Origin of the sequence: Streptacidiphilus jeojiense, from assembly GCF_000719095.1 — a bacterium.
GTDB classification, from domain to species: domain Bacteria; phylum Actinomycetota; class Actinomycetes; order Streptomycetales; family Streptomycetaceae; genus Streptacidiphilus; species Streptacidiphilus jeojiensis.
On the sequence record NZ_JOEH01000042.1, the window covers coordinates 1 to 24,231 of the forward strand.

General features: G+C 70.9%; 18 protein-coding genes. 5 read left to right on the forward strand and 13 right to left on the reverse strand.

Going from position 1 to position 24,231, the window contains the following annotated elements; translation table 11 throughout:
* Positions 1 to 382: 382 nt before the first annotated feature.
* The 3 genes from IF29_RS0137535 to thyX all read right to left on the reverse strand — a co-directional run bounded on the left by IF29_RS0137535 (position 383) and on the right by thyX (position 4,068).
* On the reverse strand, positions 383 to 2,068 hold the full coding sequence (locus IF29_RS0137535; protein WP_030265541.1) for a ribonuclease J: 1,686 nt from the start codon (positions 2,066 to 2,068) through the stop codon (positions 383 to 385).
* A 150-nt stretch (positions 2,069 to 2,218) separates the two neighbouring features.
* Entirely contained in the window at positions 2,219 to 3,118 is a 900-nt protein-coding gene (dapA, locus tag IF29_RS0137540; protein WP_030265544.1) for a 4-hydroxy-tetrahydrodipicolinate synthase, read from the reverse strand.
* Between the two features lie 209 nt (positions 3,119 to 3,327).
* Positions 3,328 to 4,068, reverse strand: a complete 741-nt coding sequence (gene thyX, locus IF29_RS0137545; protein WP_030265547.1) for an FAD-dependent thymidylate synthase — start codon at positions 4,066 to 4,068, stop codon at positions 3,328 to 3,330.
* Between the two features lie 126 nt (positions 4,069 to 4,194).
* On the opposite strand from thyX, the gene IF29_RS0137550 reads away from it, so the two are divergent.
* A complete protein-coding gene (locus tag IF29_RS0137550; protein WP_051726550.1) occupies positions 4,195 to 4,833 on the forward strand; it encodes a GNAT family N-acetyltransferase in 639 nt (212 codons plus the stop codon).
* On the opposite strand, the gene IF29_RS0137555 is transcribed toward IF29_RS0137550, so the two are convergent.
* From IF29_RS0137555 to eccD, 6 genes are all read right to left on the reverse strand, one after another.
* A complete protein-coding gene (locus IF29_RS0137555; RefSeq protein ID WP_030265553.1) occupies positions 4,778 to 5,251 on the reverse strand; it encodes a tetratricopeptide repeat protein in 474 nt (157 codons plus the stop codon). The genes IF29_RS0137550 and IF29_RS0137555 overlap by 56 nt on opposite strands.
* Entirely contained in the window at positions 5,248 to 6,006 is a 759-nt protein-coding gene (gene dapB, locus IF29_RS0137560) for a 4-hydroxy-tetrahydrodipicolinate reductase (protein WP_030265556.1), read from the reverse strand. Before dapB ends, IF29_RS0137555 begins: the two co-directional genes overlap by 4 nt.
* Before the next feature lie 88 nt (positions 6,007 to 6,094).
* Positions 6,095 to 7,453, reverse strand: coding sequence for a M16 family metallopeptidase (locus IF29_RS0137565; RefSeq protein WP_030265559.1), 1,359 nt, complete (start codon positions 7,451 to 7,453; stop codon positions 6,095 to 6,097).
* A 111-nt stretch (positions 7,454 to 7,564) separates the two neighbouring features.
* Positions 7,565 to 9,778, reverse strand: a complete 2,214-nt coding sequence (locus IF29_RS0137570) for a polyribonucleotide nucleotidyltransferase (RefSeq protein ID WP_030265567.1) — start codon at positions 9,776 to 9,778, stop codon at positions 7,565 to 7,567.
* 433 nt (positions 9,779 to 10,211) lie between these two features.
* Complete coding sequence (gene rpsO / locus IF29_RS0137575) at positions 10,212 to 10,502, reverse strand: 30S ribosomal protein S15 (RefSeq protein WP_030265570.1); 291 nt, start codon at positions 10,500 to 10,502, stop codon at positions 10,212 to 10,214.
* Between the two features lie 153 nt (positions 10,503 to 10,655).
* Entirely contained in the window at positions 10,656 to 12,140 is a 1,485-nt protein-coding gene (eccD, locus tag IF29_RS0137580; protein ID WP_030265573.1) for a type VII secretion integral membrane protein EccD, read from the reverse strand.
* 294 nt (positions 12,141 to 12,434) lie between these two features.
* Between eccD and IF29_RS0137585 the strand changes: the two genes are divergently transcribed.
* The gene (locus IF29_RS0137585) at positions 12,435 to 16,385 is read left to right on the forward strand and encodes a type VII secretion protein EccC (protein WP_030265577.1); all 3,951 of its coding nucleotides are present in this window, start codon (positions 12,435 to 12,437) and stop codon (positions 16,383 to 16,385) included.
* A gap of 399 nt (positions 16,386 to 16,784) precedes the next feature.
* Complete coding sequence (locus IF29_RS0137590) at positions 16,785 to 18,209, forward strand: APC family permease (protein WP_030265580.1); 1,425 nt, start codon at positions 16,785 to 16,787, stop codon at positions 18,207 to 18,209.
* Between the two features lie 39 nt (positions 18,210 to 18,248).
* On the opposite strand, the gene mycP is transcribed toward IF29_RS0137590, so the two are convergent.
* From mycP to eccB, 4 genes are all read right to left on the reverse strand, one after another.
* Complete coding sequence (gene mycP, locus IF29_RS0137595; RefSeq protein WP_030265584.1) at positions 18,249 to 19,478, reverse strand: type VII secretion-associated serine protease mycosin; 1,230 nt, start codon at positions 19,476 to 19,478, stop codon at positions 18,249 to 18,251.
* A 107-nt stretch (positions 19,479 to 19,585) separates the two neighbouring features.
* The gene (locus IF29_RS0137600; RefSeq protein ID WP_030265587.1) at positions 19,586 to 19,882 is read right to left on the reverse strand and encodes a WXG100 family type VII secretion target; all 297 of its coding nucleotides are present in this window, start codon (positions 19,880 to 19,882) and stop codon (positions 19,586 to 19,588) included.
* A 39-nt stretch (positions 19,883 to 19,921) separates the two neighbouring features.
* Positions 19,922 to 20,233, reverse strand: a complete 312-nt coding sequence (locus IF29_RS0137605) for a WXG100 family type VII secretion target (RefSeq protein ID WP_030265590.1) — start codon at positions 20,231 to 20,233, stop codon at positions 19,922 to 19,924.
* Positions 20,234 to 20,455: 222 nt separating this feature from the next.
* Positions 20,456 to 21,958, reverse strand: coding sequence for a type VII secretion protein EccB (gene eccB, locus IF29_RS0137610; RefSeq protein WP_030265593.1), 1,503 nt, complete (start codon positions 21,956 to 21,958; stop codon positions 20,456 to 20,458).
* Between the two features lie 170 nt (positions 21,959 to 22,128).
* On the opposite strand from eccB, the gene eccE reads away from it, so the two are divergent.
* The gene (gene eccE, locus IF29_RS0137615) at positions 22,129 to 23,433 is read left to right on the forward strand and encodes a type VII secretion protein EccE (protein ID WP_030265596.1); all 1,305 of its coding nucleotides are present in this window, start codon (positions 22,129 to 22,131) and stop codon (positions 23,431 to 23,433) included.
* 14 nt (positions 23,434 to 23,447) lie between these two features.
* Positions 23,448 to 24,185, forward strand: coding sequence for a hypothetical protein (locus IF29_RS0137620; protein ID WP_084715458.1), 738 nt, complete (start codon positions 23,448 to 23,450; stop codon positions 24,183 to 24,185).
* The last annotated feature ends 46 nt before the right edge of the window (positions 24,186 to 24,231 follow it).

Genomic DNA, 24,231 nt, shown 5'->3' on the forward strand with positions numbered 1-24,231 from the left:
CGGACGCTTCCTTCGAGCGGCTTTCACACCAGCCCTCCGGGCGCTTCCTTCGTTTTCTACTCTAGCAGACCGTTTCCGGCTTGCTTTCCGTCCTCCCGGCCCGTGAAGTGTTTGCTTCGCGGCCCGTTCCGACGAGTGAAACTCTAGCGGAATTCCCCGGCCGGAGCCAATTCCACCGCTTTCCCGATAAACGGCATGCCAAAGCAGAGCCATGCCGTCTCATCAGGGGTTTCGCCGCCACCGCTGTCCGCAGGGCAACTCGAAGAACGTTACGCGTCCGTCAAGACCGTGTCAAACCGAGAAGCGGGGAACCGGAGCCCGGAACGGAGAGGGCCCGTGCAGACCAGGTGTCTGCACGGGCCCTCTCAGGCAGTCGGAGGGATCAGACCTCCACGACCACCGGGAGGATCATCGGGCGGCGGCGGTAGGTGTCGGACACCCACTTGCCGAGGACCCGGCGGACCAGCTGCTGGACCTGACGGGGCTCGATGACGCCGTCCTGCGCCGAGCGCGACAGTGCGTCCTGCATCTTGGCGATGGCAGGGCCGAAGGCGTCGTCGTCGATGCCGGAGCCGCGGGCCTGGATGTTCGGGCCCGCAGTGATCTTGCCGGTGTTGGAGTCCACCACCAGGAAGACCGAGATGATGCCCTCCTCACCGAGGATGCGGCGGTCCTTCAGCGAGCCCTCGCTGATGTCGCCGACCGAGAGACCGTCGACGTACACGTAGCCGGCCTGGACCTTGCCGACGATCTTGGCAGAGCCGTTGACCAGGTCGATCACCACGCCGTCCTCGGCGATGACGATGTGGTCCTTGCTGATGCCGGTCTTCTGGCCGAGCTCGGAGACCGCCCGCAGGTGCCGCCACTCGCCGTGGACCGGCATCAGGTTGCGCGGCTTGCAGATGTTGAAGAAGTACAGCAGCTCGCCGGCCGATGCGTGGCCCGAGACGTGCACCTTGGCGTTGCCCTTGTGCACGACGTCGGCGCCCCACCTGGTCAGGCCGTTGATGACGCGGTAGACCGCGTTCTCGTTGCCCGGGATCAGCGACGACGCGAGGATGACGGTGTCGCCCTCGACGATGCGGATCTGGTGGTCCCGGTTGGCCATCCGCGACAGCGCGGCCATCGGCTCGCCCTGGGAACCGGTGCAGATCAGCACCACGTCCTCGTCGGGCAGGTCGTCCAGCGTCTTCACGTCGACGACCAGGCCGCCCGGCACCTTGAGGTAGCCGAGGTCACGGGCGATGCCCATGTTGCGGACCATGGAGCGGCCGACGAAGGCGACCTTGCGGCCGAACTCGTGGGCGGTGTCCAGGACCTGCTGGATGCGGTGGACGTGGCTGGCGAAGCTGGCCACGATGATCCGCTTGTCGGCGCGGTCGAAGACCTGCTGGAGCACCGGGCCGATGTCCCGCTCCGGCGCGATGAACCCGGGGACCTCGGCGTTGGTGGAGTCCACCAGCAGCAGGTCGATGCCCTCCTCACCCAGACGGGCGAAGGTCGGCAGGTCGGTGAGCCGCTTGTCGAGCGGCAGCTGGTCCATCTTGAAGTCGCCGGTGGCGACGACCATGCCGGCCGGGGTGCGGATGGCGACGGCGAGCGCGTCCGGGATGGAGTGGTTCACCGCGATGAACTCGCAGTCGAACGCGCCGATGCGCTCGCGCTCGCCCTCCTTCACCTCCAGCGTGTACGGCCGGATGCGGTGCTCGGTGAGCTTGGCCTCGATCAGCGCCAGCGTCAGCTTGGAGCCGATCAGCGGGATGTCGGGCTTCTCGCGGAGCAGGTACGGAACGGCGCCGATGTGGTCCTCGTGCCCGTGGGTGAGGACAATGCCGTCGATCTTGTCCAGCCGGTCCCGGATGGAGGTGAAGTCGGGCAGGATCAGGTCGACGCCGGGCTGCTGCTCCTCGGGGAACAGGACGCCGCAGTCGACGATGAGCAGGCGGCCGCCGTACTCAAAAACCGTCATGTTGCGGCCGATCTCACCGAGTCCGCCCAGCGGGGTGACGCGGAGCGCCCCCTCGGCGAGCGGCGGCGGGGTGCCCAGGTCAGGGTGCGGATGGCTCAAAAGTCTCTCCTCTCCGCGCGCACCGCGCACCCCGGTTGGGCGCACAGTGCGGGCGGCATCGTTTCTTCTTTTCCGTGGTGCAACACGTCACAGTTCCGGCGGGCGGGCAGGACGTGGAAGTCTGTTGTTCGGAGGTGTACCCCTCCGGTGTCAGAGGTGTACCCCTCCGGCGGCAAGATCCTTCTTCAGCTGTTCGATCTCAGCGTCAGTGGCCTCGACCAGCGGCAGTCGCAGCGGACCGGCCGGGAGGCCCTGCAGGGACAGGGCAGCCTTGGTGGTGATCACGCCTTGAGTACGAAACATACCGGTGAAAACCGGCAACAGGCGCTGATGCATCTCCGCGGCCTTGGCCACGTCGCCCGCGAGGTGGGCGTCCAGCATGTCACGCAGTTCCGCCGAGACCACATGGCCGACGACGCTGACGTACCCGACCGCACCGATCGAGAGCAGCGGCAGGTTGAGCATGTCGTCGCCGGAGTACCAGGCCAGACCGCTGCGGGAGATCGCCCAGCCGGCCGCGCCGAGGTCGCCCTTGGCGTCCTTGTTGGCGACGATCCGGGGGTGCTCGCCCAGACGGACCAGCGTCTCGGTGTCGATGGGGACACCGCTGCGGCCCGGAATGTCGTAGAGCATCACCGGGAGGCCGGTGGCGTCGGCGACCGCGGTGAAGTGCCGGCGCAGACCCTCCTGCGGCGGCTTGTTGTAGTAGGGCGTCACGACCAGCAGGCCGTTCGCACCGGCCTGCTCAGCCTGGTGGGCCAGCTCGACCGAGTGGCGGGTGTCGTTGGTCCCCACCCCCGCGACCACGTGGGCGCGGTCTCCGACAGCCTCCACCACGGCCCTGACCAGCGCGCTCTTCTCGGCGTCGGTGGTGGTGGGCGATTCGCCGGTGGTGCCGTTCACGACGAGTCCGTCGTTGCCCGCGGCGACCAGATGGGCCGCCAGACGCTGGGCGCCTTCGAGGTCGAGGGAACCGTCGGCGGTGAACGGGGTCACCATCGCGGTCAGCGCCCTGCCGAAGGGGATCTCGGGGGTGGAGGTCGGAGCCATGAACCCAACGCTACTCGTTGCCGGTGCGTCCCAGCACAGGCGGTCCATCAGGAGAAACGGGAATGAGGAGCCCGGTGCCGCCTGCTCGGGGGTTCAGGCGGCACCGGGGCTCGTGTTCTGAGACTAAGGAACAGTGCGATATCCCGCAAATGGGACATATGAGAGATCTGACTCCATGTGAGACAAGAACCCCCACAACGCCGCTGTCCCTAGGGCGCGACCCGTCCGTGCTCGTTGAAGGCGGCGTGCGTCAGGGGCATCAGTTCGGCCCACTTCGCCTCCATCTTCTCCGCCACCATCTCGATCTCCCGCTGCGGAAACGAGGGCACCTTGGCCCGCTCGTCCTTGGTGCGCAGCGAGAGGAAGTGCATCAGCGAGCGGGCGTTGCAGGTCGCGTACATGGACGAGAAGAGACCCACCGGCAGCACCGCTCGGGCCACCTCACGGGCCACGCCCTCGGCGAGCATCGCCTGGTAGGCGGCGTAGGACTGGCGGTACGAGTCCTCCATCGCGGAGCTCACGGCCTTGTACTGGTCGGCCGTGCCCTCGAAGAACTCGTACTTGCCGGGGCGGCCCTTCTGCACCAGCTTGCGCTCGGCGGCGGGGACGTAGAAGACCGGCTGCAGCTCGCGGTAGCGGCCGCTCTCCTCGTTGTAGCTCCAGCCGCTGCGGTGCCGGTGGAACTCCCGGAAGACGAAGATCGGGGCGCTCACCAGGAAGGTCATCGAGTTGTGCTCGAACGGGGTGCCGTGGCGGTCGCGCATCAGGTAGTTGATCAGCCCCTTGGACCGCGCCGGGTCCTTTCCGAGCTCGTCGATGGACTGCTCGCCGGCGGTGGACACCCGAGCGGCGAACAGCACGTCGGCGTCCTGCGCGCTGCTGCGCACGAGCTCGACGGTGACGTCGTCCCTGAAGATCGGCTCCGGTACGGCGGGGGCTTCGTCGGTCACCTGCTGCGTCCTTTCGGTGGTGCGGTGCTGCGTCCGGGCCGGTAACGGCCGCGGGCCAGCCTAGCGGCGCCGGGGGCACGGGTCGGCCGGCCGACTCCCTACCCTGGGACACAGGAAAGGGAGGGTATGTCGGAACGACTGGAACAACCCCAGGTCCGGGATGTGGAAGCAGCGGACGTCGCCGAGGTGGTGCGGCTGCGTGCCGCGTCCTGGCGCGCCGCCTACGCGGACCTGATGCCGCCTGCCTACCTGGACGCCATGGACACCGGACCCGAGGCCGTCGGCCGGGCGGTGCGCAGGCTCCGGGGGAATCCGGCCGGCTACCACGACCTGGTGGCCCTGCGCGGCGACCGGATCGTCGCCTTCGCCCTGGCCGGCCCGGAACGGCCGATGCCGAGCCACTACCGCGACGGCGGCCACGGCTGCGAGGAGCACGGCGGGACCCGGGGCGAGGTGTACGCGCTGTACGCCCATCCGGACGCCTGGTCCACCGGCGCGGGGGCGGCACTGCTCGATGCCGCCTGCGCACGCCTCAGGGCGGACGGGCACCGGCAGCAGGTGCTCTGGGTCCTGGAGGGCAATGCCAGGGGTCGTTCCTTCTACGAGCGCCAGGGGCTGCGCCCGACCGGCGAGCGCACCACCCTGAGGCTGGGCGGCGCGCTCCTGACCGAGCTTCAGTACGCGACCGTCCCCGCCGCCGAACAGGTCGTCAGCCAGCGGTCGGTGCTCCCCGGGCTCCCCGCCCCGGTCCGTCGTGGAGCTTGATGGCGTGCTGCATCGCCTTGCGGGCGCGCGGGGTGTCACGGGCGTCCGCGTAGGCGACGGCCAGGCGGAACCAGGCGCGCCAGTCCTCCGGAGTGCGCTCCGTCTCGGCCTGGCGCCGGGCGAAGACCGCGTCCGCCGAGTTCCGGTCGATGCGACCGCCGGCACTGCGCTTCAGCTCGTCCACCGGGAGGCCGCCCTCGGCCTCCAGCGCCCGCGCCAGCGCGGCGCTGCGCCGGCCGAAGCGGTAGGTCTTCCAGAGGAACCAGGCACCCAGCACCACCAGCACCTCGGCGGCGACGCCCATGCCGATGGCCAGGCCGTTGCCGGTCGCCATCAGCTGGCCCCCGATCACCACGATGACCAGGAAGCCCAGCAGCAGGCAGATCGAGACGCCGAAATAGGTGATCTTGGCGATCATGCTTCCTCGAAGACGAAGTTCTCGAGGCCGACGGTCAGCCCCGGCGCGTCCACCACCCGGCGCACGCCCAGCAGGATGCCGGGCATGAAGCTGCTGTGGTGCAGCGAGTCATGACGGATCGTCAGCGTCTCGCCCTGGTCCCCGAAGAGCACCTCCTGGTGGGCCAGCAGGCCGCGCAGCCGCACCGAGTGCACCGGTACCCCGTCCACGTCCGCGCCGCGGGCGCCGTCCAGGCCGTGGGTGGTCGGGTCCTCCTGCGGGGCCAGGCCGGCCTCGGCGCGAGCCGCCGCGATGAGTTGGGCCGTACGGGTGGCGGTGCCGCTGGGGGCGTCCGCCTTGTTCCGGTGGTGCAGCTCGACGACCTCGACGGACTCGTAGAACCGGGCCGCCTGCTGGGCGAAGCGCATGGTGAGGATCGCGCCGATGGAGAAGTTGGGCGCGATCAGCACCCCGGTGCCGGGGGCACCGGCCAGCCAGGTTCTGAGTGCTTCCAGGCGCTCCGGGGTCCACCCGGTGGTCCCCACCACCGCGTGGATGCCGTTGTTGACGCAGAACTCGACATTGGCCATGACCTGGTCCGGATGGGTCAGCTCGATGGCTACCTGCGCCCCGGCGTCGACGAGCTTCTCCCGCTTGTCGGCCCGGCCGAGGGCCGCGACCAGTTCCAGGTCCGGGGCGGAATCCACGGCCCGGACGGCCTCGGAGCCGATGCGACCGGTGGCGCCTACTACTGCGACGCGGATAGGGGTGGTCATCCGGGGGGCAACTCCTTGTCTGAGGGCGAGTGACGGCAGGGCGTCGGTTGGCAGCGCAGTTCCCCGCGCCCTGACAGCCCCTTCGGGGCTAGAGGGCCTCGGTGAGGCGTTCGGCGCGTTTGCCGCTGACCGGCCCTATGACGGCCAGTGAGGGCTTGTAGCCGCCGAGCACCGACGTGGCGACCTCGCGGACGTCGTCCAGGGTCACCGCGGAGATCTTCGCCAGCAGGTCGTCCACCGAGAGGTGGGTGCCGTAGCAGAGCTCGGCCTTGCCGATCCGGGACATCAGCGAGCCGGTGTCCTCCATGCCCAGCACGGTGGATCCGGAGATCTGGCCGATCGCCCGGCTCAGCTCCTCCTCGGTGATGCCCTGCTCGGCCACGCGCTGGAGCTCCGCGCGGCAGATCGTCAGCACCTCCTCCACGCGCTTGGGCTGGCAGCCGGCGTAGATCCCGAACAGGCCGGTGTCGGCGTAGGAGGAGGAGTACGAGTAGACCGAGTAGGCGAGGCCGCGCTTCTCCCTGACCTCCTGGAACAGCCGGGAGCTCATGCCGCCGCCCAGTGCGGAGTTGAGCACGCCGAGGGCCCAGCGGCGCGGGTCGTTGCGGGCCAGGCCGGGCAGGCCGAGGACCAGGTGGGCCTGCTCGGTCGGCCGGTCCAGGATCTCGACCCGGCCCGCCGTGCGCAGCGCGCGGGTGCCGCCGCGCGGCTCGGCCGGGGCGGTGTCGCTTCGGGTCAGCGCGCCCGCCGCGGCGAAGGCCCTCTCGACCTGGCGGACCACCTTGGCGTGGTCGACGTTGCCTGCCGCGGCCACGACCAGGTGCTCCGGGCGGTAGCGGCGCTTGTAGAAGCCGGCCACCTGGTCCCGGGTGAGCGCGTTGATGGTGTCGACGGTGCCGAGCACCGGTCGTCCCAGCGGCGAGGAGCCGAACATCACCTGGGCGAACAGGTCGTGGACCACGTCCCCCGGGTCGTCCTCGGTCATCGCGATCTCTTCGAGGACGACGTCGCGCTCGGTGTCGATGTCCTCCTGGCGGATCAGCGATCCGGTCAGCATGTCGCTGACCACGTCGATGGCCAGCGGCAGGTCGTTGTCGAGCACCCGCGCGTAGTAGCAGGTGTACTCCTTGGCGGTGAAGGCGTTCATCTCGCCGCCGACCGCGTCCAGCGCGGAGGAGATGTCCAGGGCGCTGCGCCGCCCGGTGCCCTTGAAGAGCAGGTGCTCCAGGTAGTGCGTGGCACCGTTGAGCACCGGTGTCTCGTCGCGCGAGCCGACGCCGACCCAGATGCCGAAGGCGGCGGAGCGCACCGTCGGCAGGGTCTCGGTGACGACCCGCAGGCCGCCGGGGAGGACGGTACGGCGCACGACGCCGGCCCCGTCCGTGCCCTTGAGCAGGGTCTTGGTGGAACCGGGGCGCTGCTGCGCAGCCGTGGGCTGCTGTGCCACGTGACTTCCTTAGGCGCTGACGAGCACCGGCAGGTGTTGCCGGGTGCTGGGCTACGGGGTGCGGCCCGGTCCTCCGAACGGGGGACCGGGCCGCAGGGTGGTGCCGTACTGCTACTTGGCCTCGGCCTCGGCCGGAGCCTCTTCGCCCTCGACCACGGGGATCAGCGAGAGCTTGCCGCGCGGGTCGATCTCGGCGATCTCGACCTGCACCTTGGCGCCGACGGCGAGCACGTCCTCGACGTTCTCCACGCGCTTGCCACCGGCGAGCTTGCGGATCTGCGAGATGTGCAGCAGGCCGTCCTTGCCCGGCATGAGCGACACGAACGCGCCGAAGGTCGTGGTCTTCACCACGGTGCCCAGGTAGCGCTCGCCGACCTCCGGCATGGTCGGGTTGGCGATCTGGTTGATCGTCGTACGGGCAGCCTCCGCCGAGGGACCGTCGACCGCACCGATGTAGATGGTGCCGTCGTCCTCGATGGTGATGTCCGCGCCGGTGTCCTCCTGGATCTGGTTGATCATCTTGCCCTTCGGGCCGATGACCTCACCGATCTTGTCAACCGGGATCTTGATGGTGATGATGCGCGGCGCGAACTCGGACATCTCGTCCGGGACGTCGATCGCCTCGTTCATCACGTCGAGGATGTGCAGACGCGCGTCGTGGGCCTGCTTCAGCGCGGCGCCCAGGACCGAGGCGGGGATGCCGTCGAGCTTGGTGTCGAGCTGCAGCGCGGTGACGAAGGTCTTGGTGCCGGCGACCTTGAAGTCCATGTCGCCGAACGCGTCCTCGGCGCCCAGGATGTCGGTCAGCGCGACGTAGTGGGTCTCGCCGTCGATCTCCTGCGAGATCAGGCCCATGGCGATACCGGCGACGGCGGCCTTCAGCGGCACACCGGCGTTCAGCAGCGACATGGTCGAGGCGCAGACCGAGCCCATCGAGGTGGAGCCGTTGGACCCGAGGGCCTCGGACACCTGACGGATCGCGTAGGGGAACTCCTCGCGGGTCGGCAGCACGGGGAGCAGCGCACGCTCGGCGAGCGCGCCGTGGCCGATCTCGCGGCGCTTGGGCGAGCCCACGCGGCCGGTCTCGCCGACGGAGTACGGCGGGAAGTTGTAGTTGTGCATGTAGCGCTTGCGGGTCTCCGGCGCCAGCGTGTCCAGCTGCTGCTCCATCCGGAGCATGTTCAGCGTGGTGACACCCAGGATCTGGGTCTCGCCGCGCTCGAACAGGGCCGAACCGTGGACGCGCGGGATGACCTCGACCTCGGCGGCCAGGGTGCGGATGTCGGTGACCCCGCGGCCGTCGATGCGGACCTTGTCCTTGATGACCCGCTGGCGGACCAGCTTCTTGGTCAGCGAGCGGTACGCGGCGGAGATCTCCTTCTCGCGGCCCTCGAACTGCGGGAGCAGCTTGTCGGAGGCGAGGCCCTTCACCCGGTCCAGCTCGGCCTCGCGGGCCTGCTTGCCGGCGATGGTGAGCGCCTGCGCGAGCTCCTCGGTGACCGCGGCGCTGAGCGCCTCGAACACGTCGTCCTGGTAGTCCAGGAAGATCGGGAACTCGCCGGTGGGCTTGGCGGCGTGGGCGGCCAGCTCGGACTGCGCGCGGCACAGCTCCTTGATGAAGACCTTGGAGGCCTCCAGGCCGGCGGCCACGACGTCCTCGGTCGGGGCGGTGGCGCCGCCCTTGACCAGCTCGATCGTCTTGGCGGTGGCCTCGGCCTCCACCATCATGATCGCGACGTCGCCGTCGGCCAGGGTGCGACCGGCGACGACCATGTCGAACACGGCCTCCTCCAGCTCGCTGTGGCGCGGGAAGGCGACCCACTGGCCCTTGATCAGCGCGACCCGGACACCGCCGATGGGGCCGGAGAACGGCAGGCCCGCCAGCTGGGTGGAGGCGGAGGCGGCGTTGATGGCCACGACGTCGTAGAGGTCGTCGGGGTTGAGCGCCATGATCGTGCAGACGACCTGGATCTCGTTGCGCAGGCCCTTGACGAAGGACGGGCGCAGCGGGCGGTCGATCAGACGACAGGTGAGGATCGCGTCCTCGGAGGGGCGGCCCTCGCGACGGAAGAACGAGCCGGGGATGCGCCCGGCCGCGTACATCCGCTCCTCGACGTCCACCGTCAGCGGGAAGAAGTCGAAGTGGTCCTTGGGCTGCTTCGAGGCGCTGGTCGCCGAGAGGATCATCGTCTCGTCGTCCAGGTAGGCGACGGCGGAGCCGGCGGCCTGCTTGGCGAGACGACCGGTCTCGAAGCGGATGGTGCGGGTACCGAAAGAACCGTTGTCGATGACGGCTACGGCTTCGTGCGTGGTGTTGTCTTCCACCTGGAAGATCTCCTTCGTATTCCTCAGGTGGAGCGCCCCCGCACCGATCGACCTGGTGGCGGCCCTGGCCGGTCTTCGATCGAAGCCTCCGGACGGGCGGCGCTGGTGCGCTCGGTCCTCCGGCGGCCACTACCGAGGACCGGCGCCCGGTGGCGCCGGCGGTCGGGATGCGTGTGGACGCTCCGCGTCTTTGCGGGCGGCGACCGGTCCGGTCGTCCCGCGGTGTCGGGCCCTCTCGTCGTCACGCGCGGCGCGCGCGACCGGAGGGCGCTTCACCCTTCGTTCTCACCTTACGCACGCAGTCTTTCCCACGCGTGCGCCCTGCCCAATCATTTCCGCGGGGCGGCCCCTCCCGTTCACGGGAGGAGGGATCGGGACCAGGATGTGCCGAAGGGCGGCTCCCATCGAGTGGGAGCCGCCCCCGGGCGAGGTACTAGCGGGCCGCGCCGGCGGCACCGCGACGGATGCCGAGGCGGTCGACCAGGGTACGGAAGCGCTCGATGTCCTTCTTGGCCAGGTACTGCAGCAGACGGCGGCGCTGGCCGACGAGGAGCAGCAGGCCACGACGCGAGTGGTGGTCGTGCTTGTGGGTCTTGAGGTGCTCGGTCAGGTCCGAGATACGACGGCTGAGCATGGCGACCTGGACCTCGGGGGAGCCGGTGTCGCCCTCCTTGGTGCCGAACTCGTCCATGATCTGCTTCTTGACAGCGGCGTCGAGGGCCACAGCAACTCCTTGGTGTCTCAGTGCTGCCGGGTGGTCCTGGTCTGCTTCACAGGAACTCGTGGAACCCGGCGGGCGGGGCCAAGGACACGCCTTGGACCCTGCACCAGCCTACCAGCGCGGCAGAGTACCCCTTGACAGCCCCTTCCGCAGCCGTCAGCTGGTGAAGCTGCGGACCGTCGAGTAGACGTCGAGGACGGCCAGTGCCAGCGGGATCAGCGAGACCAGCAGCAGGCCGTCGACCAGGTCCAGGATGCGGCCCCAGAACGGGGAGACCCCGCGGGTGGGCACGATCAGCGCGACGGCCACCAGCAGTGCGGCGCCGAGGGCGATGGCCGCGCCCAGGCCCAGGATGTGCACGTCCACCGTCGAGGTCCTGGACATGTTGGTGATCAGGAAGCCCTGCAGGTTCAGCGAGATCCCGACCACCAGCAGGCCGAGGCTGAGCAGACCGGCCCCGAGCAGGCAGATGACCTGGGTGGTGTGCCGGAACAGACGGGCCCGGAGCATCGTGCTCAGGCCGAGGACCAGCGCCAGCACCTCCGGCCAGGTGCTGTCGGTGAAGGCGAGGACCGCGGTGCTGCCGATGACCACGGCGGCGCAGCCGCCGACCAGTCCGACCAGCAGTTCGTGGCCGCGACGGGCCTTGGCGGCGATCCGGGTGTAGTCGGCCGGGTCCTCCTCGGCGGCGGCCTGGGCTGCGGCCTGGCTGCTGAGCCGGCCGTTCGCGCGGGGGTCGATCTGCTGCGGGGCGTGGAAGGCGACCGGGAGGCGTGCGAAGCGGGCCGAGAGCTGGGGCAGGAAGCCGATCAGCGCCACCGCGACCACCGCGGCGGCCGCGGCCACCTGGCGGGCCGAGGCGTCGGTGAGGATGGCGGCGAAGGTGGCCGCGGTACCGGCCGCGGAGACCACGGTGGCGGCCACGAAAGGCGCGTCGCCGCCCGGCATCAGCGCGGTGAGCAGCACCGACAGCACCAGCACGGCGACGCAGCCGACCAGGAACTGGACCCGGCCGGGCCCGTTCGTCATGGCCTGGTTCTGGTCGATCGCGATGATCCCGGAGCCGCCGATCAGCGCGTGCGGCAGCGCGGCCAGCCCGAGCGCCAGCGCCGAGCCCCGGTCGTCGTAGACCCGGGCGCGGACCCCGGCCAGCGCGGTGAGCACCAGTGCGGTGACGCCGGAGAGCAGGCCCGGCAGGGAGTGCATGTCGTGGCGCAGGTCGCAGAACCACAGGGCGAAGCCCAGCAGCACCAGCAGCACCACGCCACCGATCAGCGCGGCGCCGCGCATCAGCTGCGGACCCCACAGGCTGCGGTCGGCAGAGACCGCGGTGGCGATGGCCTCGGCCACGTCGTCGTACACCGCCGGGGGCAGCGAGTCGGCGAAGGGGCGCAGGCTGAGCAGGTCGCCGTCGCGGACCTGCTGGGCGATCAGCGGCAGGCTGCTGTCCAGCACCGTGCCGTCGCGGCGCACCAGGTGGAACCCGGTGGGCGCGCCCTCGGGCAGGGTCTGCCCGGACAGCCGCAGCACCTCGGGGTAGACGTCGGCCAGGGGGATGTCCTCCGGCAGGGCGACGTCGATCCGGCTGTCCGGTGCGACGACGGTGACCCGGCAGAATCCGGTGGCTGCGCTGGTGCTCACCCGGAGCCCCTCCCCCTGTGAGTGCCGCGTTGGCAATCTTTGCTGTCCTCTGTCAGCCGCTCACCCTACCGGCATCCGCGGGTGGGCCGGTGCCCGGCCGGAGCGCCCACCGCACCACCGCTATGTGCACGACCGCTCCCTATATAGGGGGCGTGGGGAGTTCCGACCCCTGGCCTGCCCCTGTCACGGTAGGGACTAGGATCGGCCCCTGCGGAGAGCGGTGACACGGGGAGCGCGCCAGCGGCGACCGCCCGTGCCCGTCAGGGGACTCGACAGGACGAGGCTGGTACGACCTTGAGCGTGGTAACCGTCAAGCGACCGCCGCGGGCGCACCCGCCCACGGTTCCGAGCGAGGAAGTCCGCCTGGAATCGCCTCCCGAGCTCCCTCGCGGCGACGGCGGCAAGTGGTGGCAGTCCATGCTGCCGATGCTGGCCACCGCGGGTTCGGCCGCCTTCTTCTTCATGCCCGGCATGCAGATGATGATGAAGGTGATGGGCGGTCTGATGGTCGCCTCGACCGTCGCCATGGCCGTCGCCCAGATCAGCTCCCAGCGCAAGGGCGGCGGCGGGGAGATGGAGGACGCGCGCCGCGACTACCTCAAGTACCTGGCCCAGCTGCGCAAGCAGGTCCGCCGCACCGCGACCGAGCAGCGCGACGCCCAGCTCTACCTGCACCCCGCCCCGGACCAGCTGTGGGCCGTGGTCGCCGAGGGCCGCCGGCTCTGGGAGCGCCGGGCCAGTGACAGCGACTTCGCCCAGATCAGGATCGGCACCGGACCGCAGCAGCTGTCGACCCGTCTGGTCCCGCCGCAGACGGCGCCGGTGGACGAGCTGGAGCCGCTGACCGCCGAGGCGATGAAGAGCTTCCTCGCCGCCCACGGCACCCTGCCCGACCTGCCGCTGGCCGTCTCCCTGCGCGCCTTCTACCACCTCTCGGTCTCCGGTGACCCGGACACCGTGTACGGGAGCGTGCGCGCCGCGCTCGCTCAGCTGAGCACCCTGCACTCCCCCGACGATCTGATGATCGGCATCGCCGCCGCCCCCGGCGCCGGCCCCGAGTGGGAGTGGGCCAAGTGGCTGCCCCACGTCCAGCACCCCAGCGAGTCGGACGGGGCCGGATCCGCCCGCATGATCTGCACCTCGCTGGACGCCCTGGAGGACATGCTCGCGGACCAGCTGACCGGCCGGGCCCGCTTCCACCGCGACGCGACCCCGGTCCCGGAGCAGCCGCACCTGGTCGTGGTCCTGGACGGCGCCGCGGTCGGCGCGGACTCGGTGCTGGCCAGCGGCGAAGGACTGCAGGGGGTGACCGTCATCGAAGTCGTCCCCGGCGACCTGGACGAACCGCGCGGCGCCCTGGCCGTGGTGGTGGGCCCCGAGGAGATGCAGCTGACCTCGGCGACCGGCAGCGTCTACCGCGGCCGGCCCGACGTGCTCAGTGCCTGGCAGGCCGAGGCACTGGCCCGGCAGCTGGCCCCGCTGCGGGCCTCGATCGGCGACGACGACGAACCGCTGCTGGCCAACCTGGACTTCACCGATCTGATGGGCGTCGGCGACGCCATGTCGGTGGACGTGGCCCGGACCTGGCGGCCGCGGCCGATGCACGAGAAGCTGCGCGTCCCGATCGGCCTGGGGGCCGGCGGCGAGCCGGTGATGCTGGACCTCAAGGAGGCGGCGCTGGAGGGCATGGGCCCGCACGGCCTGTGCGTCGGCGCGACCGGCTCCGGCAAGTCGGAGCTGCTGCGCACCCTGGTGCTCGGCCTGGCGATGACGCACTCCTCGGAGGTGCTGAACTTCGTCCTGGCCGACTTCAAGGGCGGTGCGACCTTCGCCGGCATGGCGGACATGCCGCACACCTCCGCGGTCATCACCAACATGGCCGAGGAGCTCACCCTGGTCGACCGGATGCGCGACTCCATCACCGGCGAGCTGAACCGCCGTCAGGAGCTGCTGCGCGCGGCCGGCAACTACGCCAACATCCACGACTACGAGCGGGCCCGCGCCGCCGGGGCCCCGCTGGAGCCGCTGCCCTCGCTGCTGCTGATCATCGACGAGTTCAGCGAGCTGCTCACCGCCAAGCCCGACTTCATCGAGATGTTCATCCAGATCGGCCGGATCGGCCGGTCCCTGGGCGTGCACCTGCTGCTGGCCTCGCAGCGGCTGGAGGAGGGCCGGCTGCGCGGCCTGGACACCTACCTCTCCTACCGGATCGGGCTGCGGACCTTCTCCGCCGCCGAGTCCCGGGCGGCGCTGGGCGTTCCGGACGCCTACCACCTGCCGCCGGTGCCCGGCGTCGGCTACCTCAAGTTCGGCACCGATGTGATGGCACAGTTCAAGGCCGCCTACGTGTCCGGCCCCTACCGCAGCGGCGCGGTCCAGGAGTCGACCGGCCGGGTGCGCAGGCAGCGCCCGGTGCTGTTCACCGGCGCCCCGGTGGCCAAGCCGCTGCTGCCGCTGAACGAGATGGAGCCGGAGGCCCCGCGCCGCCAGGACGACGCACTGGCGGACACCGTGCTGGACGTGATCGTGGACCGGCTGGAGGGCCAGGGCCCGCCGGCGCACCAGGTGTGGCTGCCGCCGCTCAGCGAGGCCCCCTCGCTGGACCAGCTGCTGCCGCCGCTGGGAGCGGTGCCGGACCGGGGCCTGTGCGCGCCCGAGTACGCCGGGACCAGCCGTCTGGTGGCCCCGATCGGCCTGGTCGACAAGCCCTTCGAGCAGCGTCGCGACCTGCTCTACCTGGACTTCTCCGGGGCCGCCGGGCACGGCATGGTGGTGGGCGGTCCGCGCTCGGGCAAGTCCACCCTGCTGCGCACCATGGTCAGCTCCTTCGCGCTCACCCACACCGCCGCCGAGGTGCAGTTCTACCTGCTGGACTTCGGCGGTGGCGGCATGATCGGGATGCAGGACCTGCCCCATGTCGGCGGGGTCGCCGGACGGCTGGACGCCGACAAGGTGCGCCGCATGATCAGCGAGGTCTCCGGCCTGCTGACCCAGCGCGAGGAGCTGTTCCGGGCCCAGGGCATCGACTCCATCGCGACCTTCCGCAACCGTCGCAAGAACGGCACGCTCCCCGGCGAGCAGTACGGCGACGTCTTCCTGGTGATCGACGGCTGGCTCACCTTCCGTCAGGAGTTCGAGCTGCTGGAACCGCTGGTCACCGACATCGCCCAGCGCGGTCTGGCCTACGGCGTGCACGTGGTGGTGGGCGCCTCCCGCTACGGGGAGATCCGTCCGGCGCTGAAGGACCTGCTGCAGACCAGGATCGAGCTCAAGCTCGGCGACCCGATGGAGTCGGAGATCGACCGCAGGGTCGCCCAGAACGTGCCGGCCGGGGCGCCGGGGCGCGGCCTGACCGCGGACAAGCTGCACTTCCTGGGCGGACTGCCGCGGATCGACGGTTCCGGCGGCATCGACGACCTCGCGGACGGCGTGACCGCCTTCGTCCAGGCCGTGAACAGCTCCTGGACCGGCCCGCGCGCCCCCCAGGTGCGGATGCTGCCCGCGGTGCTGCCCGCGGACCGGCTGCCCAAGGGCTTCGAGCACCCCGAGCAGGGCATCGCCATCGGCATCGACGAGAACGCGCTGGCGCCGGTGTTCCTGAACTTCGACACCGACTCGCACTTCATCGTCTTCGGCGACGGCGAGACCGGGAAGACGGCGCTGCTGCGGCTGCTGCTCAAGGGCATCACCGAGCGCTACACCCCGGAACAGGCCCGCATCGTCATCGGCGACTACCGGCGGTCGCTGCTGGGGGTGGTCACCAGTCCGCACCTGCTGGAGTACGCGGCGGCGCAGCCGGCCCTGCAGGCGTTCCTCGGCGACATCAGGGGCTCGATGGAGCGCCGCATCCCCGGCCCCGACGTCACCCAGGAGCAGCTGCGGGACCGCAGCTGGTGGTCGGGCGCCGAGCTGTTCCTGGTCATCGACGACTACGACCTGGTGGCCACGTCGACCGGCAACCCGCTGCAGCAGCTGTTGGAGGTGCTGCCGTTCTCCAAGGACATCGGGCTGCACATCATCATCGCCCGCCGCTCCGGCGGCGCCGGCCGGGCCCTCTACGAGCCGGTGATGCAGCGGCTGAAGGAGCTGGGCGCGCAGGGCATCGTGCTGTCCGGCGACCGCGACGAGGGCGTGCTGATGGGCAACGTCCGGCCGCAGCAGATGCCGCCGGGCCGGGGCGTCCTGGTCACCCGCAGGCGCGGGACGTTCACCGTGCAGACCGGGTGGGTCGGCCAGCAGCAGTAAATCGTTATCCGGACACGACCGTCCGATCCGAAGGGGTCGCTGAGTGATTCGTCACTCGGCGACCCCTTTTTCCATGCCCTCACAGGGCGGCAAAGATCCATAAGGATGACAGGTTGACAGCAGAGCCATCCTTTTAATTGCAGGCAGAGTTTCATGAAGTCAATCGATACCAAGGCAGATGGACAAAGAGGTCATTTGACTCAGATCGCTGATGGGCCATCACATCAGTTGCAACCTCGCCACTGCACAACGAAATCCGAAGCAAATCCGCCCTTGACGCCCCGTTAACGGCAGGGGTTACATGGCGGCCGGAGAGCGACAGATTCGCAGCAGCCAATCCGACCGGAGGCGATACCGCTTCTCCCGCACCAGAGCCCCACCGATCCGATCGGAACGCACATGACCGACATCCTGAGCCGTCCGCCCCAGGACCGCATCGCGGACGCCCCTCCGGCCGACGAGCCCCAGAAGCTGAAGCGATCCCTCGGCGTCGTCGGCGGGACCCTGCTCACGCTGTCGTGCGTGACCCCGGCCTCCTCGCTGTTCGTGCTGGTGCCGCTCTCCTTCGCCAGCCTCGGCACCGGGACCGCCCTGACCCTGTTGATCGCCATGGTCCTGTGCGTGGGCGTGGCCTGGTGCTACTCCGAGCTCGGCACGCTGATCCCCAGCGCCGGCGGCGAGTACGCGATGGCCGGCCACACCGTGGGCCGCTTCGCCGGATGGCTGGCGTTCATCCAGGCGATGATCGTGGTCATGATCGTTCCCCCGATCATCGCCATGGGCACCGCCGAGTACCTGGCACCGGTCTTCGGCGCCAACCCGGCAACCATGTCGTCGTGGATCCCGAAGATCGGCGGCGCCGCGGTCATGCTTGCTGCAACCCTGGTCGGTCTGCTGGACCTGCGCGCCAACGCCTGGATCACCGGCATCTTCCTGTGCCTGGAGGTCGCCGCGGCCTCGCTGGTAGCGGTGCTCGGCTTCGCCCACGCCAACCGGCCGGCCTCGGTGCTGATCCACCCGCACCTGCCCGGTGGCGCGGTCGGCACCAGCACCATCATCGTCGGGCTCGCCGGAGCGCTGTTCATCACCCAGGGCTTCTCCACCGCCGTCTACCTGTCCGAGGAGATGGACCGCCCGCAGCGCACCGTCCCGCGCACCGTGATGTGGACCCTGGTCATCGGCTCCGCCGTGATCCTGGTGCCGGTCATCGCCATCACCCTGGGCGCGCCCAGCCTCACGGCCCTGGCCAACGGCGACATCAGCGGCATGGTGACCGCCTGGACCAACTCGACCGTCGGCAACATCGTCAGCCTCTGCGTCGCCCTGGCCATCATCAACGCGGCCATCGTCATGGTGATCCAGAACTCCCGGGTGCTCTACGCCTCCGCCCGGGACAAGGCCTGGCCCGAGCCGGTCAACCGCGCCTTCTCCACCATCAGCGCCCGCTTCGGCGCCCCCTGGGTGGCCACCCTGGCCGTCGGCGTCCCCGGTGCCGTGCTCTGCTTCGTCAACCTGGGCACCCTGAGCCTGGTCACCGGAGTGGCGGTGACCCTGCTCTACGGCTTCGTCGCGGTCGCGGCGCTGGGCGCACGGCGCGGAAAGCACAAGGAGTCCGGAGCCTGGCGGATGCCGGCCTGGCCGGTCGTTCCCGTGATCATCCTGGCCGTGCTCGCCTACGTCATGAAGCAGCAGGACGCCGAGGCGCTGTGGATCACCGGTGGCATCACCGCCGCCGCCGCCCTGTACTGGGTGTTCTACCTCCGGCCGCGGCCGGAGACCCGCTGGGTGATCACCGTCCCCGAGGACGAGAAGCCCGCCGTCTGACCAGCGGCCCCAGCAGGATCCGAAGCGCCGCCGTACGGCTCAGTCCGTGCGGCGGCGCTGCATGTCGCGGACGACCACGGCGGTACCGGTGATCAGCAGCACCACGAGCAGCCCGATGCCCAGCACGTACGCGGCGGTCCGCCGGTCGCGGTCGGCCTGGGTCTCGCCGAGCGCCATCGGCATCGGCTGCAGCGGTGCTGCCGAGGTCCTGCTGCGCACCGTGGGCACCGCGGCGGACTCCGGCGGGGAGTCGTCCGAGAGGGCCGCGACCGGGTCGACGACGCCCCAGCCGACGTAGTTGTTGCGGCCGGCGTCGGTGCGCTGCGCGGTCTGCTCGATCCTGGCGATGATCTGCGCCGGGGTCCAGGTCGGGTACTTCTGCTTGAGCAGGGCCGCGACCGCGGCCGCGTACGGTGCGGCGAAGCTGGTGCCGGAGTCGACGCACTGGCCGCCCTTGGGCACGGTGGAGACCATGTCCACGCCCGGTGCCGCGACCTGCACCGAGGGGCCGGTCTCGGAGAAACCGTCGGCACGTTCGTTGTCCCGGTCCGAGGCGCCGACACCGAGCACCCCGGGGAACGCGGCCGGGTAGGTCGGATCCGAGAGGTTCTCGTTCCCGGCCGCCGCGACCACCACGACCCCGTGCCGGATCGCCTTGGCGATGGCCTTGCCCAGGTCCCCGCTCTCCGGCTGGTAGACCGGCTTGCCGTTCGAGGAGACGTCCTGCGAGATGTTGATGACGCCGGCGCCCTTGGCCACGGCCTCGTCCACGGCCTTGGCCATGTTCTCGATGTCGCCGCCGCTGCCCTGGCCGTCGTTCTGGCGCAGCGACAGGATGGTGGCGTCCTTGGCCAGGCCGACGAATCCGGTGCCCTGGGCCGGGCGGGCCGCGATGATGCCGGCCACCATGGTGCCGTGGCCCACGGTGTCGGTGAACGACGTGCCCTTGTCGCCGGTCAGATAGCTGGTCCCGGCCACGACCGCGCCGCGGAGCTGCGGGTTGGTGTTGTCGACACCGGTGTCTATCACCGCCACGGTCACCCCCTTGCCGGTGGCGTAGCGCCACAGCTGCGACAGCAGCACCCGCTGCAGCGACCAGGGTTCGCCGGGGATGTTCGCGGACGGGAAGACGCACTGGCCGTCCGAGGCGAGCGCGGTGCGCGGAGGGTGGTCGAGGGCCAGGGCGGGTCCCGGCGCGGTGACGGTCAGCGCGGCCGCGGCGAGCAGCGCCGGGAGCGCCGCACGGCGGCGGTGGTGGTGCCTGCTCACTGGTGTTCGTTCCCCCGCGGTGTCCGTGGTCGAGAAGGCGTCGGCAACAACGCGCCGTGCCGGGTCCCGCTCAGGCGGGCCCGGCACGGCGACGGCGTCCGCGACTGTCAGCCCCAGATGCTGGCGTTCTTGTTCTCGGTCGACTGGTAGTTCTGCGCGGCGCTGTCGAGCGCGGCGGCGATCTGCGTCAGCACGGTGTGCAGGTCCGAGGCGGAGGAGTTCCACTCCGCCTGGCGGGCCTGGTAGCCCTCCTGCGCCTTGCCCTCCCAGCTCTGGGCGATCCGGGAGACGCCGGCCTGCAGGTCGTCGAGCTGCGACTGGACCCGACCGGCGGTGCTGCGCACCTCTTCGGCGGCGTTCGAGATGGTGGAGAAATTGACCAGGATGTGGCCGTTGTCGGACATGCTGTCCCCTTCTCAGGCAGTGGAGTTGATGCGGTCTGGTCAGCCGAGAGCAGAAGCGATCTTGCTCATCGAGGACTGCTGCTCCTGCTCGGTGCCGCTGTACGAGGCCGAGGAGGCGTCGATGGCGTCCTTGATCTCGTTGAGCACCTTGTTGAGCTTGGCCGCGTCCTGGTTCCACTTCGCCTGAAGCGTGTTGTACGACGAGGCGGCGGAACCCTGCCACCCCGAGGTGATGGAGCTGACCAGGCTCTCCAGCCGGCTGAGCTCGGCCTGGATCTGCGCGTTGACGTCAGCGATGCGTGCCGAAAAGGCCCGCATCTCATCGGCGGTAGTCCTGAACTGACCCGACATGTACACCGTCCCCCATGAGACAGACCATCGAGACCGGGCGCCCTACCGGGCGCCGGCGGCCGACACCACTACGGTGGTGTCCCACAGCACTCTAGCTGTCATGTGCAACGCCCCCAACACCGGGCTGTGGACAACTTTCCCGTCCCGCGCGGGCGGTGCGGACACGCACCGCCGCTGCCTGCGCGGACCTGCGGGGCCGCACCGCGAGGGGCTGACGGAGACTCAGGAGCCCTGCTGCTGGCCCGCCGCCGCGGTGGTGAGTGCCGGACCGGCCGAGAGCAGCCCGGTCCACGCCTCCGGGACCGGCGGCGGCGTGATGCCGCTGTACCCCAGCCGGGACTGGGCGTTGTCCTGCTGCTGGCCGCTCTGGCCGGTGCTGGTCGAACCGCTGCCCGTGGCGGCCGAGGCGCCGGCGGAAGGGCTGCTGCCGTCGGAGTTGAGCTGCACCGGGTAGCGCAGACCGGTGTCGGTGAGCAGGCTGACCGGTCCGGCCGTGGTGCTGGTCCCGGTGACCGAGCGGAACAGCAGCCCGGTGCCGGGGGTGACGTAGACGCCCGCGGTCCCTGACGAACTGTCGACCGGGTACCCCGAGCCGGTCCACAGGCCCAGCACCGGCACGCCGGCGGCGGTCGTGGCACCCGTGTAGACGCTGCAGGCCACGCCGGTGGCGGAGGTGTTCACCTGGGTCACCGACTTCAGCGGCCAGTCCTTGTCCCCTTCGAAGGCCCCCTTGTTGTTGGCCCCGGCGACCGCGGCCGCGGACATCACGGTCTCGGTGGTCTTCTCCGGGTGCAGCGCCTGGACCAGGCCGTCGGTGAAGTCGGACATCGGGTGGACGCCGTCATGCAGCACCACGTAGTGCAGGTAGGCGCTGTTGCCCTCGGCCACCCGGAAGGTGTCGCCGACGTGGAAGTCGTGCCCCAGGAAGTTCACCGCCGCACCGAAGTCGGCGATGTCCGCCTTGGGGACGGTGATGGGGTCGCCCGTGCGCAGCGTGGCCAGCCAGTCCTTGGTCACGACCTGGGGCTGGCCGACGGTCGCGCCGAGGGCCACCGTGGCCAACAGCTCGTCCTGCCCGCTGTCCGCGGCCAGTTGGTGCGCGGTACCGGTCGAGTCGACCAGGTAGGTACCGCTGGGGGCCCGGACGTAGAGGGCCTGGTTCGCTCCGACGCTGCCGGCTCCGGAGACCTTGGCGGCGTCGGGGCCGCCCAGCACGAACAGCTTCTGGTCGGTGGCGTTCTGGCCGCCGGCGGCCGGGCGCTCGCAGTCCACCCAGGACTTCGCCGTGGCCGCGTCCTTGGCCGTCGGCAGGCTGTCCGGTGCGTAGGGGATGCCGACGGTCGGGGCGTGCGGGACCTTGCCCGAGTTGAGGACCTTGTCGTCGACCTCCTCCACCGTGGAGCCGGGGGTCAGCAGCAGCCGTGCCGAGGCGATGTTCAGCACCGGGTGCAGTTCGTGATCCATCATCACGTACCGGGTGGTGGTCTCCTTGTCCACGATCACCGCGTTGGCGGTGTCCCAGTGCAGCGGCGCCGACGGCTTGATCATGCCGTAGGCGCCGAACCCGGCGACCGCCACCGCTCCCACGATCAGACCGGGCACCACGGCGCGCCGGGGCTTGGGCGCGTCCTCCTCGTTGCCCCCGCCGGAGGGCTGGAGGAAGGCCGCGACGGTGCGCCTCCGTGAGAAGGTGTAGGCGCTCAGTTCGTTCCGGCGTGACGCCATGCTGTCGACTCTCCCCGTCCCCAGTTCTCCAACTCCGCGGGTGCCCCGATTTTCCGGGACCACCCAGCGCCCGCGCGCGGACCCTACGTACCGTACGGGTACGGTATTGCGATCAGCCAACCGGCCACCCTTAGCACCGCGCCGTCCGTCCAGAAAGGTTGACCCGGGGGATGTCAAGCCAGACCGCACCACCGCGCGACCAGCTGCCCGAAGCCCGCCGGTCGGCCCCGGTCCAGCCGGTGCCGCGACCGCGGCCGGGGCGGATCGGACCGCTGCGGCTCCCGCAGCTGGTGCTGTTCGAGATCGCCGCGGTCCTGGTGGCGGTGGGCCTGGGCGCCGGCATGAAGGTGCTGGTCCCCTGCGGATCCGTGGCCGCGGTCCTGGTGCTGCTGGCGCTGGCGCGCCGGCACGGGCTCACCCCGGCCGAGATGATGCGCGCCAGGTCCGGGCTGCGGGACCGGCAGCGCCGGTCCCGGACCGAGGCGCCGGGCGAGGTGGACCCGGCGATCGCCCCGGTGCTGGAGTGCGAGCCGGCGCTGCGGACCGTGCAGCACACCGTGCAGGTCGGCGGCAGCGCGACCACCGGCCGCCGGGAGCGGCGCGAGATCGGCATGATCGGCGACGGGACCTTCCTGACCGCCGTCATCCAGGTCGAGGCCCTGGACGATCCGCTGCGCCCGGCCCGTGACGGGCACGCCGGGCTCCCGCTGGACCTGCTGGCCGACGCGCTGCAGGTCGACGACGTGACCGTGGACTCGGTGCAGGTGGTCCAGTACAGCCAGCCCGCACCCGCGCCGCACCTGCCCGAGCAGGCACTGGCCGCCCGCGGCTACCGGGAGCTGCCGAACGGCGCCTCCACTCCGGGCCTGCGGATGACCTGGGTCGCCGTCAGACTGGACCCGGAGCTGTGCCGCACCGCGGTGGCCGCCCGCGGCGGTGGCGAGGCGGGCGCCCGCAAGGCGCTGCAGCGCGCCACCGACCAGCTGGCCAGCCGGCTGGTGGGGGCCGGGCTGCGGGCGACGGTGCTCGACACCGCCGGGGTGACCGCGGCCGTCTCCACCGCGACCTGCGCCAGCCCGCTGCGGACCAACGCGTCGGCCACCGGTGGCCGGCGCACCTCGGAGACCGCCAAGGCCTGGCGCTGCGACGACCGCTGGCACACCACCTACTGGATCGGCCAGTGGCCCAGGCTCACCGCCCCGGGGACCGGTACCGGCTCCGCGGATCTGGTCAACCTGCTCACCGGGATGCCGGCGCTGGGCAGCAGCTTCGGGCTGACGGTCCGTCAGGCCGGCAACGGCTCGGTGGCGCTGAGCGGACACGTCCGGGTGACCGCGCGCGGTGAGGGTGACCTCGATCAGGTGACCAGGCAGTTGGAGACCCGGGCCAGGAGCGCCGGGGTCGGACTGGTCCGGCTCGACCACGAACAGGTTCCGGGCGTGCTGGCGACGCTGCCGCTGGGCGGCACACGGTGAGGGGAGCGGGCGCGGTGACCACGGTGGAGGCAGGCGGCACGGCCGATCGGCGGGTGCTGCCCGGATTCGGCCTGCGCGGGCCGCGACGGGAACAGCACGTACTGAGCCGGGAGCAGTTGTCGGCGCTGACGCTGCCGGTCGGCGACGACGGGGTGGTGATCGGCGTGGACGGCTCCAACGCCCCCGCGGTGATCGGCCTGTTCCGGCCCAGCGCCTACGAGGTGATCCTGGTCGGCGGGGTGTGGACGGCCCAGCTGATCGCCCTGCGGGCGGCCGCGACCGGGGCGCGCGTCGCCGTGGAGACCGCGCGGCACCAGGCCTGGGCCTCGGTGGCGCAGGCCGCCGGTGGCGGCCAGCCCTGCGTCACGGTGCACCCGGTGGGCCGGATCGGCCCGCAGGGCGCGTCCGTCGCGGCCCCGGTGCTGGTGGTTCGGGACTGCGGCGCGCGACCGCCGCGCAGCCGGCTCTCGGCCGGCCCCTGGCAGACCACGCTGACCCTGCTGCCCTTCCTCGGGCCCGGCGCGGAGCGGCTGTTGGGCGCCGCCGACCTGGTCGGCGTCCAGCGGGTCGCGCCGCAGGAGGCGGCGCTGGCGGGACAGGTACTGGAGCTGCCACCGGGCGAGGTCGCCGCCCTCCCCACGCTCGGCGACGGGGTCACCCTCTGGGGTAACCGCCGGCGGCGGGTCTTCGTGATGAGCGGACCGACCGGTGCCGAGGCCCAGTTGTTGGGGCAGGCTCGAAGGGTGGACTGAGGCCGGCGGGCCCCCGGGTCGCACCACCGGGGCATCACCGGCGCAG